Raw genomic sequence first — 14811 nt, 5'->3', positions numbered from 1 at the left:
CCTCTAATGAAAATTTTGTATATCCAGTCGGGATATGGAGGAATATACAGTTATTTTGACCGCTGGGCTGAAGAATGCTTTCGGCACGCTCAGACAGAATACATGGCTGCAGATACACCAGACACCGAATCGCTGTCACGCATTGAAACGTTTCAGCCGGATTTCGCACTCATGATGGTTGGAGTTCACGTTCCTCACGACTGGCTGACCTGGTTAAAGGGTAAGGGTATTCCCGTATATGTTTGGCTGACAGAAGACCCATTTTATATTGATATCAGTCTTCAGGTGATAAAGCACGCTGACGCAGTTTTAACAATTGACCAAAATGCTGCTCTCTATTATCAGGATCTTGGTTATCAGCATATCTATTATGTTCCGATTCCTGTTAATCATCGGCTGTTTAAAAAAATGGACACCGCACATTCCTTTCATTCACAATTGCTTATCATCGGCTATCCTTACCCTAATCGGGTTCAGCTTGTGAAAGAAGCGGCATATCTCCCGTACACCGTTCGGGTCATCGGAAAGGAATGGAGAAAATACCTGCCTAAAAAAGTACTCAAACAGCCGCATATAGATGTAGTCAGCACATGGGTTCCGCCTGAACAGGCCGTTCATTATTATAACGGGGCAGACATCGTGATCAATCCGCATCGGCCGTATCATTTTATGTTCAACAAAAATAAAAGCCGCATTAAAAATACAAGCTTTAATAACCGCACCTTTGATATCGCTGCATGCGAAGCATTTCAACTAGTGGATCTCCCCGCGGCACATCCTTTTTCATCCTTTATTTCTTATCACAGCATCAACGACTTTAAGGAAAAAGCCGCTTTCTATATCAATCATCCTGAGGAACGAAACAAAGCTGCGGCGTTAAATTATAAAGAGACCGTTCCTGCTCATACATTTGATGAGCTTCCCGCAAAACTGAAAGCCATTCATCTGGCGCTTTCTTGAAAAATCGTTCATTTCATATGAACGATTTTTTCGTGCACATAAAAAAGCAGCCGAAAATAGGCTGTTTCTTTATTCATCAGATCTGTCCTTCAGCTTCCTTGGATTCACCTGTTTATTCAGGTCAGGTTTTCCGCCTATATGCTGAGAAATCTGTTCCCATGATACAATTTTGAAATTTTGATTGACAGCTTGTCCATTTTCTATATTTTCTCCGTCCTGTGCTACAAAAATGCCGTACGGATATTTTGGCCCCAGCCCGAAACCAAGAACATCAATACCGTCAGTATCACTCGTCCCGTCTATTTTCTCACCATCCGTAATTTCAAAATTGCCAATATACCGATTGCCTCCCTGTCTTTCATACATTGCATAGCTGTTATTGCCTTGGCTTGAAGCGATAAGATAACCTTTTCCGTCCGGCGCATAATAAATGGTCAAGCCCTCAATATCAGCTGTCAAATGCTTTCCAGAAGCAAGATCAATGACTTTGCCCTGCGATCCTCCAGATGGTTCAGCATTAAATTTCCAAATTGCTGTGTCTTCCTCCGCTATATAGAGATTCCCGTACTCGTCATCTGCGACGAGACCTTCAGTTTGTGAATGTAATTTGAATTGCCGCACTTTTTTCCCTGTTACATATCCCTTTCCATTGTCGGCAATTTCATATTGCTCGAACTCTCCTTGCTTTCCCGTTACCAACGCATAAAATGCCCCTGTTTTTTGGCTGTGATACAGGCTGAAACCGTAAACTTCAGAAATATCAGTGGAAATAGGATGTTTTGGGTCTGTGATGCTTTTCAATTCACCTTTTGCCTCATCAATGGCGTAAACTTCGATCGAATTTTTTCCTTCTGTCCGGTTTGAAGCAGCAGCAATGTCAATCTGTTTGCCGTTGAACGGAAAATCATAACGCAGATCGACATTATTCAGCTTGCCAAACTCGTAAGAATTGATCTGTTTGCCGTCCAAATCATACACGACTAACCCGGACTTCTTGTTTGTCGTTATCAATTTGCTTTTTTCCGGATGCTTTGCATCAACCCAAATGGACGGATCATCCGCTGCGTCATCTCCTGAAGCAACCGGGTCAGTCTCTCCCTTTGCCGTCACTTTGAAATGATTCGCTTCATCAGCCTGATGAGCCGATACCGAGTTTGCAGATAGGCTAAGCAATAAACCCGCAGTGGCACTAAACAGAATAGTTTTTGGATACTTCATTTTACAGCCTCCTTATTTTAACCTTCATTTCTTATTGTAAAATATATGAAGTTAATGAACAGTGAGACAATCGAACCTTTTTTTCGTAGTGTTTCTAATTCAAAAGAGAGCTTTTTATATGGACGTGATAAGATCATATGGGACCTGTTTATATGGAGCGAAAAAAGATAATATGAAAATTTAGTACACTGTTTATTTAGTTAGATTAAGCCAATCTCTTCATTTTCTATTAAAAAAGAACACTTTGTGACATCATCATTCCCCTAAATTTCGTTTTATTGGTTGCTTTCATTAACTCGATTAAAATGTTGAACATATGATGCATGGTAGAGAAACGAGAGTTGGAGGATAAGCCATGCCTAAACAGCAAACAGCAGAACTAAAACCATTTTTCCATAACAAAACAGTTTTAGTCACTGGCGGAACGGGTTCAATCGGAAGTCAAATTGTCAAACGCCTTTTGCTGCTTACACCAAAAAAGGTCATTGTATTCAGCAAAGACGACAGTAAACAGTATGTTATGAGTCAAAAGTATGCGGAGGATCAGCGGCTTTCATTTGTACTTGGAGATGTGCGCGACCACCGGAGAGTGAATCAGGTGATGACAGGTGTCGATATCGTCTTTCACGCAGCAGCGCTGAAACAGGTACCGACATGCGAAGACAATCCGTTTGAAGCGATCCAGACCAATCTCATCGGCGGACAGAATGTGGTGGAGGCCGCCCTAATCAATGGAGTACAGCATGTCATCAATATCAGTACAGATAAAGCTGTTTTTAAAGATACTGACTACAAATTGATAAAAAAGAAAGGGCTATTCTGAACTTTTCAGAGCCCTTTCAAATAGTAATCTTGCAACTTCTTTATAAAACTGATCTAAGTTATCATCCTCAAATTTTTGGTCAATAATTCTTATTGAGTAGTTTTTTCTTTGAATAACCTTAATTGTTTTCTTCTTCAGTTCTTCATATTCTTCATAAGGCATTTATCTACCCCCCGTTTTCACAGGAGTATTATATGTATGTAAGGGTTTGTCTCTTGACTGTTCTTTTTTAATTAGTTCCCCGCAAAGCTTGTTTAAATAATATGTATAATTCACTTTCTTTTTCATCGAGCGCACTTCAGTACCGATTTCTTCACAAATCGCAATCGGGATACTGGCTTTGTTTACTTTATTCTTATATGTATGTTTCAACTGTTTTTCAGCTATGTTCTTATATGTAAGGAAATCATTAATATGTACGAAATAAACTTTGTTTTCCGGCTCTCTAAACTGAAACAGAAAACCAGGGATTATGTTTGGATATTGTGTTGCATCTTTTAAGTGTTTAATCTGTTGTGCCTTTATAATTTCTTCTCGAAAGGCTATAGACTTATCTTTTGTTGATTTAAGTTCTAAAGGAAACAAGTACCCCTTAAAGAACAGAAAGCAATCATATTTGTTTTTTGATACTGCTGCCCCCCTTTTCAAGAACATTGGGTTAACATCTTTAATCCGGTAGAAGAACAACTTTTGATCTGCTGCAGATTTTTCAATGTTCGCTTCAAAAACTTTCCCTTGATTGTTTGCCCCCAATCAATCACTCTCCTAATCTACATTGTAGGTAAAATATGGTTATGTTAAAATTAATCTTATATAAGTCTTGAATGTTGGAAAGGTGGTCAAAATGAGCCTTTATTTGGTTCCAGCGCTCGTTATTTCACTTTGTCTTAATGTTGTTTTATATATTCAATTAGCAAAGAATAAAACTGCTGAATCCACTAAAATAGGATGGAAAGAAAGGATTGGACTTAACAATCCTTTAACAGCTTTGGTTTGGGCTTTTCTTTGCCTTTCAATCGTGTTAAGTCTCTTTGGCTTATTAGTTGGACTTTTAAATTCATAAACACCTTAACTTATCCACTAATTTTATTTTTATTCTAAATAAAAGACCGATTTTATGTAGTTTTACATGCCAGAAAGACTCTGTTGATTAGCTCAAATACTGAATCCTCACTATCTGGATTAAATCTAATTAACTTATAACCTTTTCTTTTTATGTACTCTTCTCTAACCAATTCTTTGTGTTTCGAATAACTTTTATGTCCATGCTCATCACATTCAATAGCAACCTTCTCTTCAATGACATAATCAATATAGTAAGTTCCACACTTCACTTGTTCCTCAATACTGAATACGTCTTTAAAAGCTGTACTGATAAACGCCCCTAACTTTTTCTCTTTTGCTTTATATTCTGCATTACCAATCACTACATCTGTAAATCTTTCTGGTAATTCAAGATGCCCAACGTTTTTCTGAAATTGTCTTGCGATAATGCTGTTCCGTAAAAGTAATCCTATTCTAAGTAAACCGTATATATTAACTAAGGATAGCCTTCTTACTTTTTTAAATTTGGGCGACTGAAAAATTGCTGCTTCCTGTTTCAATTTTTTCATTTCAACTGTTCTTATTTCTGAATATTGCTGTATTATTTTCATGTTCCTTTTCAATACTGTCTTAATTGTATCTTCAGGGACTTCGAAGTAATCACTTATCATCTGAACAGTGAATTCCTTTGTTGTTAATGACATTTCTATTGATTTAACTTGGTCAAGTATTTGTAGGTAATTGTCCATCCTCGTCCCCCTTTCTAAATAAAATCAACATTTTATACAATTTCAAAACAATCTACATTAATGTAAAGAACATCGCCAAAATCATCTAGAATATAGTTCCCTTGTGCATCAGTGTAAATGTTATAGACCAGTCCAACAGTCGTATGTTTCAAGTCATTTTTTATGATTACTTTAGTGTTTTTACCTCTCAAGCTTCATCCTCCCTTACTTAATAACAATTTCACTTCTTAAATTCATCAAGATCGATTCCATATATACTTTTAATCCAATCTTTAATTAAATGATCCCATCCTACAAAACCATTCCAAGACAGAACATTTCGAAACACTTCTGCTTCTGTCATATTTAAAAATTCTCTATCCATTGATACATCATTCTCTTTTAAGCCTTCCCGTTGCCTTAAATATTGAATAATTTTTGCAGGGTATTTTTCTTCAAGCTGTTTAGAATAATCCATTTATCATTTCCTCTTTCTGAATAAAATTAGAATTTTAATTGAATTAAATTTCGAATGTTTTAAGTTCAAATGTTTTATATGAATCTACTTCTTCACCAGGTATCACGTTGACACACGGATAATTATCATAGTCATACGGATATCCAATACAGTTCATGTGAAAATTTGTTCCCTCTTTATCAAACTCAGCTTGTAAATGATCATGGCCACAAATCCAATGTTTTGCGTTAATGAATGGTACATCAACCATATAGCATGTATTAGGCTCAAATAGAGAGTAAGGATTGTGAACAGGTGGAACATGAGACACAAATACATCAACTTGAATGTTTTTTAATGTTTCATACCAATCCATTGATTCTTTCCACATCGCTCTTACTCCATCTTCTTTGTTATAGCCATTAATACAAATGTAATTTGAGTCATTAGATACTCCTTTAAAGAAGTCCCATCCTTCCATTCCTTTTGGAAGGTACCACATTACATCTCCTGCGAAGACTTTACCTTTGTATGTTTCAGTTGTCTTAATTAATGGAGTTACATTTTTTATGTTGGTGGCCTTCTTGATTAGATCATTTAACCTTCCAATTGAGTCTGAATACTTTCTTTTTTGACTCTTGCTAAGTAAATAAAGATCATGATTACCATATGTAAAGTAAACCTTCTCGTATTGCTTTGCTGCCTCATCTAAAACCCATAATGTTTGTTGATTCCATTCAGTAAAATCACCGGCAATGATCAATACCTCTCCATTACCATTTGAAATTAACCTATTTACGATTTCCCTTGTTCTCTTCTCCCACTTAATCTGATTCACATTCCAGGGAATCCAATGATTAATATGGAGATCTGATACATAATCGATTTTCATTTTGTCCCCACCTTCCTTAATGAAAATTTATTTCTTTGGCGTGTATAAATTAAAATAATCTCTCCATAATATGATTCAAACAAGCTTGTTTTCATTACACTTTAGGAGATGAATAAGATGGCTCAACAAAGCAGATCAAGATCAAACAACAATAATGAGTTATTAATTCCTCAAGCAGCTTCAGCTATTGAACAAATGAAACTTGAAATAGCTTCTGAGTTTGGTGTTCAATTAGGCGCTGAGACTACTTCTCGTGCAAACGGTTCTGTTGGTGGAGAAATCACTAAACGTTTAGTTCGCTTAGCTCAACAAAACATGGGCGGTCAATTCCATTAATCTTCATGGGAGTGGCTTCTGCTACTCCCTGTTCATATAACACCTTTCTCTTTAAAATACAGATTTCATTTAGAATATATCCAGCGCTCCGTCACAATAAGGACATTTGCCACTACCCTCTTCACATGTACACATATATTTGTCACCTCCAATTTCGCTACCGTCAACTGACAACTCCTCATACTTCATTTAATTGTTGTTTCAGTTCAAAGAATTCATCATGGAGAACTTTAAATTTATTCTTATTTATGTATGCTTTTTCATTAACCAGCTCAAAAAGGTCTAAATACTTTCTTTTATTTCTTCTAATAATTCGTAAAGCAATCGTGCAACTTACCCATTCTTCATCTTCCAAGTGGCTTAAGACTTCGCTTAGCTCGAATAAGAATTCAAGCTTCTCTTTGTTTTGCTGAGTTTCAAGTCTTAAAAGATCCCTATGTTTTTCAAGTAAAGTTGTTTCAATTTGATATTTCTTTTCCTCCAAGGCTCTTATCTGTTCGTTTGTGCTATGTATTTTGTCTCCTACCTCCAATGAATCACCTCCTTAAAGTTTGAATAAAATATCAGTTTTAAAAAATGTATATTTTTTGTTTTTGTATATTGGATAAAAAAACTGTCATTTCATCATCTTCTATTATTATATTATACATATTATTTGTATTTGTCTATAGTTATTTTATTTTCATTCTTAAATCCATTTACTTAGCCCTGACAAATCCCTCTGTTCATACGAAGATGTTTTAATAACCCGTTTAAAATATAAATTATTTTGACTTTTCTGTAATTTTATTCTATCCTTACCTTACACTATATATAGGAGGCTTTATTTATGAAAAAATCATTTTTATTCTTGTTCTCCTTTTTGTTGGTATCTTCAGTATCATTATCTGTCTCTACTGAAAATGCTCAAGCAGCAGACTTTTCAACCCAAAACAACAAATGTAATTGTATACTTAACTAAAATAAATAAAGGTTGTTGAGAGAGTTTATTTCAACAACCTTTATTTATGAATACAAATTGGTTAAACCGCTACCTCAAATAAAAGCTTGTCGCCATGCTTATAGTTGATTAACTTGAAATCATCAATTGTAAAGTCATAAAAATCTTTAACTTCGGGATTGATCCATAATTCAGGTGCTTCAAACTGTTCTCTTTCGATTTGAATTTTCAAATTGTCTATATGACGTGTGTACACATGGCAATCCCCAATGTTAAAGATATATTCACCAAGCTCATAACCTGTGACTTGAGCAATCATGCGCTGCAACACATTATACTGAAATACATTGAATGGATTTCCCAACGCCATATCATTGCTCCGTGCTCTTACCTCCAGATGGAGTTTCCCTTGTTTAACGTACCATTGGGTCTCGTATACACATGGTGTTAAGGCCATTGAGTCTAATTCATCAGGATTCCAAAGCATTGTAATGTGTCTCCGTGAAGATGGGTTGTTCTTCAATTGATGCAGAAGATAATCAACCTGATCCACTTTTTCTCCATTTAGATTTCTGTTTTTCTTGCTCAACTGAAATCCATAAGCATTTCCGATGGTGCCGTCTTCTTGTTTCCACTGATCCCAAATATGTACGCCCATCTTGTTTAATTCAGTAACATCGTTAGATTTTAGCTGCCAAATCCAGAGCAACTCTTTAATGGCTGTTTTCCAGGCAACCTTTTTTGTCGTTAAAATAGGAACCTCTGAGTTGTCAAACCTCATTTGCTTACTAATCACGCTTAGTGTATGAGCCGGTGTTCCATCAGAGTCCCACTTGGTTCTTACATTAAATTCTTCGTCTGAGATTCCATTATTTATAATGTCATTTATGATTGAGTTGTATTGTTTATCGAATTGAGTCATTTAAAATTAACTTCCTTTCATTTACACACTTTGGTAAGATATTCTTAGTTATAAATTGGAAAGGGATGGTCAGTTATGCCTGTTTATAAGTATAAGCCGGAGTTTGTTAGCGAAGTTATTGAGTGTAAAACTGAAAGATTAACAGATTCCATCGAAGCTAGGTACTGTTTATCGATAAAGTTAAACAACTCTTTAGACTCCTCTTTTGTTTATATAATGTTAAATCCAAGTATGGCAGGCAGGGATATTTCTGACCTAACCATAAACAAGCTTTGTAAATTCAGCCACACCCTTAACGAAGTAGGTACAATACATATTGCCAATCTGTATCCCTTTTATGAAACCAATTCTACAATGTTATCTTCTCTAATTAAAAACTTACAACACGAAAATACAAATTTATTTGATACAGTAATGGCAACTAATCGGCAGGTATTGAGCTCCCTTGTAAGAGACTCAAAAAAAGTCGTCTTGGCTTGGGGAGATTGCCCTGATTTATTTGATAGGCAATTCCATAAAAAACAATGTAATGACTTTATGTTGTTGCTTAAAGAAGCGAATCAGAATCAGGTTTATGTAATAAAAACTCATTTTGACAAGCTTCTAACTGTGAAAAACTCTCCAAGACATCCTTCAAGACCTATGCTAAAAGGGCTTGAGCCGTATAATGAGTGCAGCTAAACACAATTTCAAATTATATGAAAAATAATACTCAAAGGAAAGATAAGGTTCCCAAAGACATAAGCCAAATAAATATACCTACTATGGCTCACTGTTTCGCCCTCCAACACGTCTAAAACCTTAAACATGTTTAGGATTGTGTATATAACTGAAAATGCTGTCCAACAGAGTATAAGGATATTTTCATGCATAATTAAACCGTTATATGCCAAGGGGATGATTAAAGAACTCCCCTTAAGCAAAGTAAACAGGTAAATTAAATTCTTATTTCGTTTCGCATCTTCTGGAGTTGAATTATCAAGTACACTCTTTACTTTTATATACGTATTGCTTTCCCCTCGCATAATCAACCTGACCTCATTAATGTTTAATACAATTAGATAAGCTGATAGAAATAAAGTTACATATGTTATAGTAAACATCCCCTAATTTTATATTTGTGTTGGGTTGGCTATTACTCACCCTCAAACTCTATACCGTTAATATTTGCTCTTATTCAAATAGCTCCCCCTTTAAAATCATTCACTTGATCAGCAATGTTTTCTTTAATTGTATGTGGCAACTGATCAATCCCTTTTATAATCCGTTTCTGACCAGTTTTCCTAATTTTTGTAGTCATCTCTTTAAAACACTCTAAAGCAGTATCTGAGATTTCATCATATAGCCCCTGAATTTTCACTAATACACTTAAATATTCTTCGTCACCTTCTTCAAATAGCGACAACCCTTCTTCAAGTTTGTTGATCTTTTCAATACTCTTTATTATTTTATTTTTATCCTTAAACAATTAATCACCCACCCAGTTTTGGTCATGCATCTTCATGAAGTTAGCTGCTGCCTTCTTGTATCTCAGGTCTTTCTCGTACTCAGCAACTTGTCTCATATGTTCAATAAATTCATCTTCAAGTCCTTGTAACTGAAGAAACCCAAAGCAAAGACCGTTCCTATAAAGCATGTCGTCATATTTTGCTTGTAAATCTCTTTCTTTGCTGTTAATAATCTCTTCCTCCTTAAATATTAGATAAAAGTATTCTTTTATAGAGATGCTCTTTCAATGACATCACTGTCCTATATATGGTAGAATTTATAAAAATAAACAAAGGAGTACTGTTAAATATGAGTATAATCATTTTAGCATCCATGCTTTTATGGGGTGCAGTGATCCATGAACTAAGTAAACCATCAAAAAAGCAAAGCAACCGAAAAATGATCTCCTTGATATCCTTAAGTTCTTTATCAACTTTAATCATCACTTTTTCACTATTTTCTAATTTAAATTAATTGATATTTGTTATGAGGAAACCTCTTAGAACTTCCTCATAACATTGAAAACTTACTCACTACACTTCTTACAATAAACCTTATCAGAGTGTTTACTTAATACTTTGTCTAAGATACCGACAGGCATTTTCTTTTGACTCGGCAGGGTAATATGTACCACTATTTCATCACCTGAATTTAGTACTTTACCGCAGTTTGAGCACTTTAACTCGGCATTAAAGAAATTTAACCCCATGAAGAAACCTCCTTATTCCCTTTATAAAGTACTACGTTAATGCTTTATAAAAGTTTCAGTCCAAAAAGAGACTGTCTACATGGTAAATTACTTCGTTCCAGTTGAACCGTGCCCACCTCGGTCATCGTTGCCTAGATAATCTACTTCAACCAATTCAACCGCCGGCATTTTCTTCATGATTCTAAACTGACAGATACGATCATCCTTCTTAATTTCAGTATCACGCAATGCATAAGCAGGAAAGAACCAAAAATCGTTGTCTCCCTTGTATGACTCATCGATAACACCCATTGAATTTGTTTGAATAACGCCAAAGTTCTTATATGTGCTCGACCGAGGAACGACATGTGCTTCGTAACCTTCAGGCAACTCCATTGCTACACCTAATGGAACAAGTTTAAATTCATCTTTTTTGATTGTTACATCTGCAGCAGCTCGAAGATCAATCCAATCTCCTTGTTCAATTTTGCTGATTCTTGTTTGTGTTTCATCCAGATATTTGATTTTAATTTGCATTATGTAATAACTCCTTTTGTTTTTAATGTATGTACGTTCTTGTATTACCTTCTTCAGTTAAACAAATGGCTCATTATTGTTCGAACTTTGCCCTCAACTCTTCATATAGTTTACGATCACTTTCTTCTTTCTCTTTGAGATACTTTTCTCTTTCCGCCTCTTGCTTCTTTTTTAACTCATTCTCAAACTCTTCCCACTCTGTTTCATCGATCACACCTTTTTCATGTAATTCTCTTTTCAGAGGGTGTAAGATCTTCTTTGCTTCATGCGGGTATAAAATCCTTGTCTCATAGCCATCATCCCAGTCAGCTTGTTGACAAGCCATAAACACGCCTCCATCCTTAGTAATAATTGTTGTTTGCTCACAAAACTGATTTGCCCAAACATAAGCAACTTCTTTTCCGATTAACCCTTCCTGATTTTCAATGAAATACATTTATTAGCTCCTTTAAATTTAAGTTTGTTTAAAATTACCCTTTTATCGTAATTCCTTTAGTAACTCATCAAGCTCATTAGGCTTAAAACCAATACTTCGTTTTACTTCCTCTCCTTGATCACTCAGCAGAATGGTTACCGGTACTCCCATGACACCAAATTTTGCTGCTACTTCTGGTTCCTGTGTAACGTCAACTACCTCAAATTGAATATTTGCTTGTTCTAAGTAATTGGACACCATTTTACATGGATTGCAACTAGGCTGCTCTAATTTAATCAATCTCATTGAATACATCCTTTCTCGGTAAAAATGAAATCTGAATCCTTTAATGGTTCCACTGTTGCTTTTTTGTATCCATTCCCTTTAGTTGAAAAGAAGTCATGGGACTTTGTCTTAGTGCTCAAACCATTGATAACAATTGGATTAACATCCTCTTCTTCAAACCAATGATCAAAGCCCAGGTTGTTTAAAGCTTTATTTGCGTTGTATCTGATGAATTTCTTTACATCTGGAGCTAATCCAACCTGATCATAAACATCTTCTGTATACTCCAATTCATTTTCGTAAAGCTCCTGCAGTAAGCTTAGAGCCCATGCATACAAATCCTTTTGCTTCTCTGGTGTTTGCTTCTTATAAACCTCCTGAGCTAACAATCCAACATATACGCCATGTATAGCCTCGTCACGTATAATAAGGTTGATGATCTCCCCACTCTGCATGAGCTTACCTTGTCCATAAAAGTAAAGTGGATAATAAAACCCTGAGTAGAAAAGAAAACTCTCCAGAAATACAGATGCAACCATTGCTTTGAATAAGGAAATTTCATCGTTTTTCTCAACTGCTTTATAAATTGAAACAATTGTTCTAGCCTTCTTTTGAAGAAACTTATTGTTTTTTACCCATTCAAACACTTCGTTGATCTGCTCGGTTGGAGCTAATGTAAGAAAGATATTGCTGTAAGACTTCGCATGAACAGCGTTTTCCATCATGGCCATGAAGTTTAAAACTGCCTTTCTTTGATGTCCATCTACATGTTCTGCAATGATAGGCATGCCAGTGTTGCCTTGTTCTGTATCCAACAACGTCAAACCAGCCAGTACCTTCATATAAGTGTCCTGTTCGTTTTTTCCGAGGTACTTCCAAGTGAGGAGATCGCCGTTTAAAGCAATCTCTTCCGGAAGCCAGAACTGTTTCACGTTTTGGTTATAGAACATTTGGGTAAAATCGTCTTCATGCTTTGACCAGTTTGCTGCAGTATACAGCTTGTTCTTGTTTAGTTGTGACAAAAATGTGACCTCCTAAATATTTTTCCTCCCTTGCAACGTGTAAAAAGAAGGAAATATTTTATAAATGTTGTAAATTTTATAATGCAACATATTCACTATTAAGGGAGGATTATAAGATGAAAAAGAAACTAATTATTGGTGCTTTAGCTTTAGGGCTAATACCTGCTATTGGTAGCCCTACTGTTTCAGCTAAGCCGCTTCAAAATCCTGAGAAAGTCGTAAATCCTTTAGCAGATCCTAGATGCAAAGGCGGTGGCACTTTAATTTGTGAAACTGGTAATTTTTCAGCTAAAGGAACCTTTTTCTTCGATTATTATGGAAGTGAAGATGACCAAATCAGAATTTACATTGCAAATGATGGGGCCTACCCTTTTGAGTACAGAATTACGAACCCTGACGGCAAGAGAATAGCAGACGGTATTACAGTGAAACCAGGAAAGTCCACAGAATCAACCTATTACGTAAAAGATATAGAAGGTACTTATAAAGTCCGTGTAACAAATGATGATGGTGAAGATATCAAAGCGTTTGTTAAAGCAAGAGGACTTTAATTTAGAACTCAGGAGTCAGGCAGTATTACAGAGTGCCGACTCCTCTACTATTTAAACAACGCAAGACAAGCAACCTTCCTGACCTGTATCCTGAGTTCTCGCATAGTACAAAGTCTTAATTCCTTTATGATGAGAGTAGAGATCTATTCTATTTAGGTCTCTCGTTGTCATCGTATCTTTCAAGAACAATGTGAATGAAATACCTTGATCGACATGCTGCTGAATCGTTGCAATAAGATCAACTACCTTGAACATGTCCATGTCATAAGCTTCTTTATAAAAGAACCAGTTCTGAGCCGATAAACCTGGCATCGGATAATAAGTCTTACTGTTACCGTATGTACGTTCCTCTATTCTCTCCATAATAGGCATTACACCAGCTGTGGATGATTGAACATATGAAATACTTCCGGTAGGTGCAATAGCCTGCCTATACGAATGGTATAAGCCATATTTCATCACATCTTCTTTAAGCTTCTTCCAATCTTCAATATTAGGAATATGTTGATCTCCAAATAGCTTTTTAACCTTTTCATACTGCGGGCTATAATCATTTGTTACGTACTTTTCGAAATACTCACCTGAATTATAAGTTGAACCATCAAACTTGTAGTATGTCTCCCCTGTTTCTCGTGCAATTTCCATTGAACGCTGCAGAGAGTAGAAGTTAACCATCATAAAGTATGTATTAACAAAATCCTTAGCTTCTTCACTTTCATATGCAATATTATTTTGAGCTAGAAATCCGTGAAGGTTCATTTGACCTAAACCAATGGATCTCATTAATGTATTTGCTCTCGCAACAGCTGGAGCATTTACAATGTTTGTTTTCCTTGTGACTGTTGTCAGTGAGTCAATAGCTATTCTTACTGTTGAAGCAATTGATTCATTACTCATTACATTTACAATGTTCATTGAGCCAAGATTGCAAGAGATGTCTAATCCAATTTCATCTTCTTGATCGTAATCCGTATAAACTGATACTTGTGACGATTGGAGGACTTCAGAACACAAATTAGAAAACTTCACTTTTGAAATATGTTCATTTGGATGCACTTTATTTACATTGTCAGCAAACATGATATATGGATAACCAGATTCGCTTCTTAGAATGGCCAATTGCTCCAACAGCTTTCGAGCATTTCCCTTTGATTTTCTAATCCTAGGGTTTTCGACAAGCTCATCATACATTTTATTGATGTCCATCTCATCAAGATACTGTCCATATTCTTTGTAGACTGAATGAGGATAGAACATGTAATAATCCTTGTCTTCCCTTGCAAGTTCAATAAATTTATCTGGAACAACTACGCCAATAGATAGTGTTTTAACTCGGACATCTTCATCAGCACTTATTTTTTTAGTATCCAGGAAGTCTGTAATGTCTGGATGAAATACACTTAGATAAGCCGCTCCTGATCCTTGTCTTTGCAGACCATTCAGACGTGTTCGCTAAGCACGCCCCGCCATATGGCTGCTTCATGTTACCATGAAGGTTAGACTAT

General features: G+C 35.8%; 22 protein-coding genes and 1 pseudogene. 6 read left to right on the top strand and 17 right to left on the bottom strand.

Features of this window, described 5'->3' with window-relative positions:
* Window positions 1–6: 6 nt before the first annotated feature.
* Window positions 7–960: a spore maturation protein CgeB gene (gene cgeB, locus ACQVGS_RS11185; RefSeq protein WP_188323065.1), complete on the top strand. Its 954-nt coding sequence runs from the start codon at window positions 7–9 to the stop codon at window positions 958–960.
* Window positions 961–1029: 69 nt separating this feature from the next.
* Here the strand turns inward: cgeB and ACQVGS_RS11180 are convergent, their stop codons facing one another.
* The gene (locus ACQVGS_RS11180; protein ID WP_491831735.1) at window positions 1030–2178 is read right to left on the bottom strand and encodes a phytase; all 1149 of its coding nucleotides are present in this window, start codon (window positions 2176–2178) and stop codon (window positions 1030–1032) included.
* A 355-nt stretch (window positions 2179–2533) separates the two neighbouring features.
* On the opposite strand from ACQVGS_RS11180, the gene ACQVGS_RS11175 reads away from it, so the two are divergent.
* Window positions 2534–3001, top strand: a complete 468-nt coding sequence (locus ACQVGS_RS11175; protein ID WP_213417550.1) for an SDR family NAD(P)-dependent oxidoreductase — start codon at window positions 2534–2536, stop codon at window positions 2999–3001.
* On the opposite strand, the gene ACQVGS_RS11170 is transcribed toward ACQVGS_RS11175, so the two are convergent.
* Window positions 2993–3163: a hypothetical protein gene (locus ACQVGS_RS11170; protein WP_164914266.1), complete on the bottom strand. Its 171-nt coding sequence runs from the start codon at window positions 3161–3163 to the stop codon at window positions 2993–2995. The genes ACQVGS_RS11175 and ACQVGS_RS11170 overlap by 9 nt on opposite strands.
* On the bottom strand, window positions 3164–3754 hold the full coding sequence (locus ACQVGS_RS11165) for a PDDEXK family nuclease (protein ID WP_491831732.1): 591 nt from the start codon (window positions 3752–3754) through the stop codon (window positions 3164–3166).
* Window positions 3755–3845: 91 nt separating this feature from the next.
* On the opposite strand from ACQVGS_RS11165, the gene ACQVGS_RS11160 reads away from it, so the two are divergent.
* The gene (locus ACQVGS_RS11160) at window positions 3846–4064 is read left to right on the top strand and encodes a hypothetical protein (protein WP_491831730.1); all 219 of its coding nucleotides are present in this window, start codon (window positions 3846–3848) and stop codon (window positions 4062–4064) included.
* Between the two features lie 52 nt (window positions 4065–4116).
* On the opposite strand, the gene ACQVGS_RS11155 is transcribed toward ACQVGS_RS11160, so the two are convergent.
* The 3 genes from ACQVGS_RS11155 to ACQVGS_RS11145 all read right to left on the bottom strand — a co-directional run bounded on the left by ACQVGS_RS11155 (window position 4117) and on the right by ACQVGS_RS11145 (window position 6122).
* Entirely contained in the window at window positions 4117–4794 is a 678-nt protein-coding gene (locus ACQVGS_RS11155) for a DUF559 domain-containing protein (protein WP_068947580.1), read from the bottom strand.
* Window positions 4795–5014: 220 nt separating this feature from the next.
* Window positions 5015–5251, bottom strand: a complete 237-nt coding sequence (locus ACQVGS_RS11150; protein ID WP_491831728.1) for a hypothetical protein — start codon at window positions 5249–5251, stop codon at window positions 5015–5017.
* 43 nt (window positions 5252–5294) lie between these two features.
* Window positions 5295–6122 (bottom strand): metallophosphoesterase family protein, encoded by an 828-nt coding sequence (locus ACQVGS_RS11145; protein WP_491831726.1) that lies wholly within the window; start codon window positions 6120–6122, stop codon window positions 5295–5297.
* Between the two features lie 117 nt (window positions 6123–6239).
* Here ACQVGS_RS11145 and sspC point away from each other — a divergent pair, with 117 nt between their 5' ends.
* On the top strand, window positions 6240–6458 hold the full coding sequence (sspC, locus tag ACQVGS_RS11140) for an acid-soluble spore protein SspC (protein WP_017474724.1): 219 nt from the start codon (window positions 6240–6242) through the stop codon (window positions 6456–6458).
* Window positions 6459–6636: 178 nt separating this feature from the next.
* Here sspC and ACQVGS_RS11135 read toward each other — a convergent pair whose 3' ends face one another.
* Window positions 6637–6990, bottom strand: coding sequence for a hypothetical protein (locus ACQVGS_RS11135; RefSeq protein ID WP_491831724.1), 354 nt, complete (start codon window positions 6988–6990; stop codon window positions 6637–6639).
* A 490-nt stretch (window positions 6991–7480) separates the two neighbouring features.
* The gene (locus ACQVGS_RS11130; RefSeq protein WP_004399560.1) at window positions 7481–8320 is read right to left on the bottom strand and encodes a thymidylate synthase; all 840 of its coding nucleotides are present in this window, start codon (window positions 8318–8320) and stop codon (window positions 7481–7483) included.
* A 75-nt stretch (window positions 8321–8395) separates the two neighbouring features.
* On the opposite strand from ACQVGS_RS11130, the gene ACQVGS_RS11125 reads away from it, so the two are divergent.
* Complete coding sequence (locus ACQVGS_RS11125; RefSeq protein ID WP_003231129.1) at window positions 8396–9001, top strand: DUF1643 domain-containing protein; 606 nt, start codon at window positions 8396–8398, stop codon at window positions 8999–9001.
* An 8-nt stretch (window positions 9002–9009) separates the two neighbouring features.
* Here the strand turns inward: ACQVGS_RS11125 and ACQVGS_RS11120 are convergent, their stop codons facing one another.
* The 8 genes from ACQVGS_RS11120 to nrdF form a co-directional block, all read right to left on the bottom strand.
* Window positions 9010–9351: a hypothetical protein gene (locus ACQVGS_RS11120; protein WP_491831721.1), complete on the bottom strand. Its 342-nt coding sequence runs from the start codon at window positions 9349–9351 to the stop codon at window positions 9010–9012.
* Between the two features lie 146 nt (window positions 9352–9497).
* Window positions 9498–9788, bottom strand: coding sequence for a hypothetical protein (locus ACQVGS_RS11115; RefSeq protein WP_101502284.1), 291 nt, complete (start codon window positions 9786–9788; stop codon window positions 9498–9500).
* Window positions 9789–9956 (bottom strand): hypothetical protein, encoded by a 168-nt coding sequence (locus ACQVGS_RS11110; protein ID WP_004399585.1) that lies wholly within the window; start codon window positions 9954–9956, stop codon window positions 9789–9791.
* A gap of 378 nt (window positions 9957–10334) precedes the next feature.
* Window positions 10335–10517: a hypothetical protein gene (locus ACQVGS_RS11105; RefSeq protein WP_017697107.1), complete on the bottom strand. Its 183-nt coding sequence runs from the start codon at window positions 10515–10517 to the stop codon at window positions 10335–10337.
* An 87-nt stretch (window positions 10518–10604) separates the two neighbouring features.
* On the bottom strand, window positions 10605–11033 hold the full coding sequence (dutA, locus tag ACQVGS_RS11100; RefSeq protein WP_491831718.1) for a dUTP diphosphatase DutA: 429 nt from the start codon (window positions 11031–11033) through the stop codon (window positions 10605–10607).
* 73 nt (window positions 11034–11106) lie between these two features.
* Complete coding sequence (locus ACQVGS_RS11095) at window positions 11107–11469, bottom strand: hypothetical protein (protein WP_491831716.1); 363 nt, start codon at window positions 11467–11469, stop codon at window positions 11107–11109.
* 42 nt (window positions 11470–11511) lie between these two features.
* A complete protein-coding gene (locus ACQVGS_RS11090) occupies window positions 11512–11754 on the bottom strand; it encodes a thioredoxin family protein (protein ID WP_491831714.1) in 243 nt (80 codons plus the stop codon).
* Window positions 11751–12683: a class 1b ribonucleoside-diphosphate reductase subunit beta gene (gene nrdF, locus ACQVGS_RS11085; protein WP_491831809.1), complete on the bottom strand. Its 933-nt coding sequence runs from the start codon at window positions 12681–12683 to the stop codon at window positions 11751–11753. The genes ACQVGS_RS11090 and nrdF overlap by 4 nt, the downstream gene beginning before the upstream one ends.
* 188 nt (window positions 12684–12871) lie before the next feature.
* On the opposite strand from nrdF, the gene ACQVGS_RS11080 reads away from it, so the two are divergent.
* Window positions 12872–13306: a hypothetical protein gene (locus ACQVGS_RS11080; protein ID WP_326235850.1), complete on the top strand. Its 435-nt coding sequence runs from the start codon at window positions 12872–12874 to the stop codon at window positions 13304–13306.
* 51 nt (window positions 13307–13357) lie between these two features.
* Here the strand turns inward: ACQVGS_RS11080 and ACQVGS_RS11075 are convergent.
* Window positions 13358–14737, bottom strand: a pseudogene (locus ACQVGS_RS11075) (ribonucleoside-diphosphate reductase subunit alpha); the annotation flags it as partial.
* Between the last annotated feature and the right edge of the window lie 74 nt (window positions 14738–14811).

The organism is Bacillus sp. SD127 (assembly GCF_058566445.1).
Note: the sequence above shows the minus strand (reverse complement) of the source record. Positions and strands in the feature narration are given on the sequence as shown.

Bases quoted from the DNA above. Each gene is read 5' to 3' on its own strand.
- cgeB (WP_188323065.1), top strand. From the start codon at position 7: ATGAAAATTTTGTATATCCAGTCGGGATATGGAGGAATATACAGTTAT.
- ACQVGS_RS11180 (WP_491831735.1), bottom strand. From the start codon at position 2,178: ATGAAGTATCCAAAAACTATTCTGTTTAGTGCCACTGCGGGTTTATTG.
- ACQVGS_RS11175 (WP_213417550.1), top strand. From the start codon at position 2,534: ATGCCTAAACAGCAAACAGCAGAACTAAAACCATTTTTCCATAACAAA.
- ACQVGS_RS11170 (WP_164914266.1), bottom strand. From the start codon at position 3,163: ATGCCTTATGAAGAATATGAAGAACTGAAGAAGAAAACAATTAAGGTT.
- ACQVGS_RS11160 (WP_491831730.1), top strand. From the start codon at position 3,846: ATGAGCCTTTATTTGGTTCCAGCGCTCGTTATTTCACTTTGTCTTAAT.
- ACQVGS_RS11155 (WP_068947580.1), bottom strand. From the start codon at position 4,794: ATGGACAATTACCTACAAATACTTGACCAAGTTAAATCAATAGAAATG.
- ACQVGS_RS11150 (WP_491831728.1), bottom strand. From the start codon at position 5,251: ATGGATTATTCTAAACAGCTTGAAGAAAAATACCCTGCAAAAATTATT.
- ACQVGS_RS11145 (WP_491831726.1), bottom strand. From the start codon at position 6,122: ATGAAAATCGATTATGTATCAGATCTCCATATTAATCATTGGATTCCC.
- sspC (WP_017474724.1), top strand. From the start codon at position 6,240: ATGGCTCAACAAAGCAGATCAAGATCAAACAACAATAATGAGTTATTA.
- ACQVGS_RS11130 (WP_004399560.1), bottom strand. From the start codon at position 8,320: ATGACTCAATTCGATAAACAATACAACTCAATCATAAATGACATTATA.
- ACQVGS_RS11125 (WP_003231129.1), top strand. From the start codon at position 8,396: ATGCCTGTTTATAAGTATAAGCCGGAGTTTGTTAGCGAAGTTATTGAG.
- ACQVGS_RS11110 (WP_004399585.1), bottom strand. From the start codon at position 9,956: ATGCTTTATAGGAACGGTCTTTGCTTTGGGTTTCTTCAGTTACAAGGA.
- ACQVGS_RS11105 (WP_017697107.1), bottom strand. From the start codon at position 10,517: ATGGGGTTAAATTTCTTTAATGCCGAGTTAAAGTGCTCAAACTGCGGT.
- dutA (WP_491831718.1), bottom strand. From the start codon at position 11,033: ATGCAAATTAAAATCAAATATCTGGATGAAACACAAACAAGAATCAGC.
- ACQVGS_RS11095 (WP_491831716.1), bottom strand. From the start codon at position 11,469: ATGTATTTCATTGAAAATCAGGAAGGGTTAATCGGAAAAGAAGTTGCT.
- ACQVGS_RS11090 (WP_491831714.1), bottom strand. From the start codon at position 11,754: ATGAGATTGATTAAATTAGAGCAGCCTAGTTGCAATCCATGTAAAATG.
- nrdF (WP_491831809.1), bottom strand. From the start codon at position 12,683: ATGTTCTATAACCAAAACGTGAAACAGTTCTGGCTTCCGGAAGAGATT.
- ACQVGS_RS11080 (WP_326235850.1), top strand. From the start codon at position 12,872: ATGAAAAAGAAACTAATTATTGGTGCTTTAGCTTTAGGGCTAATACCT.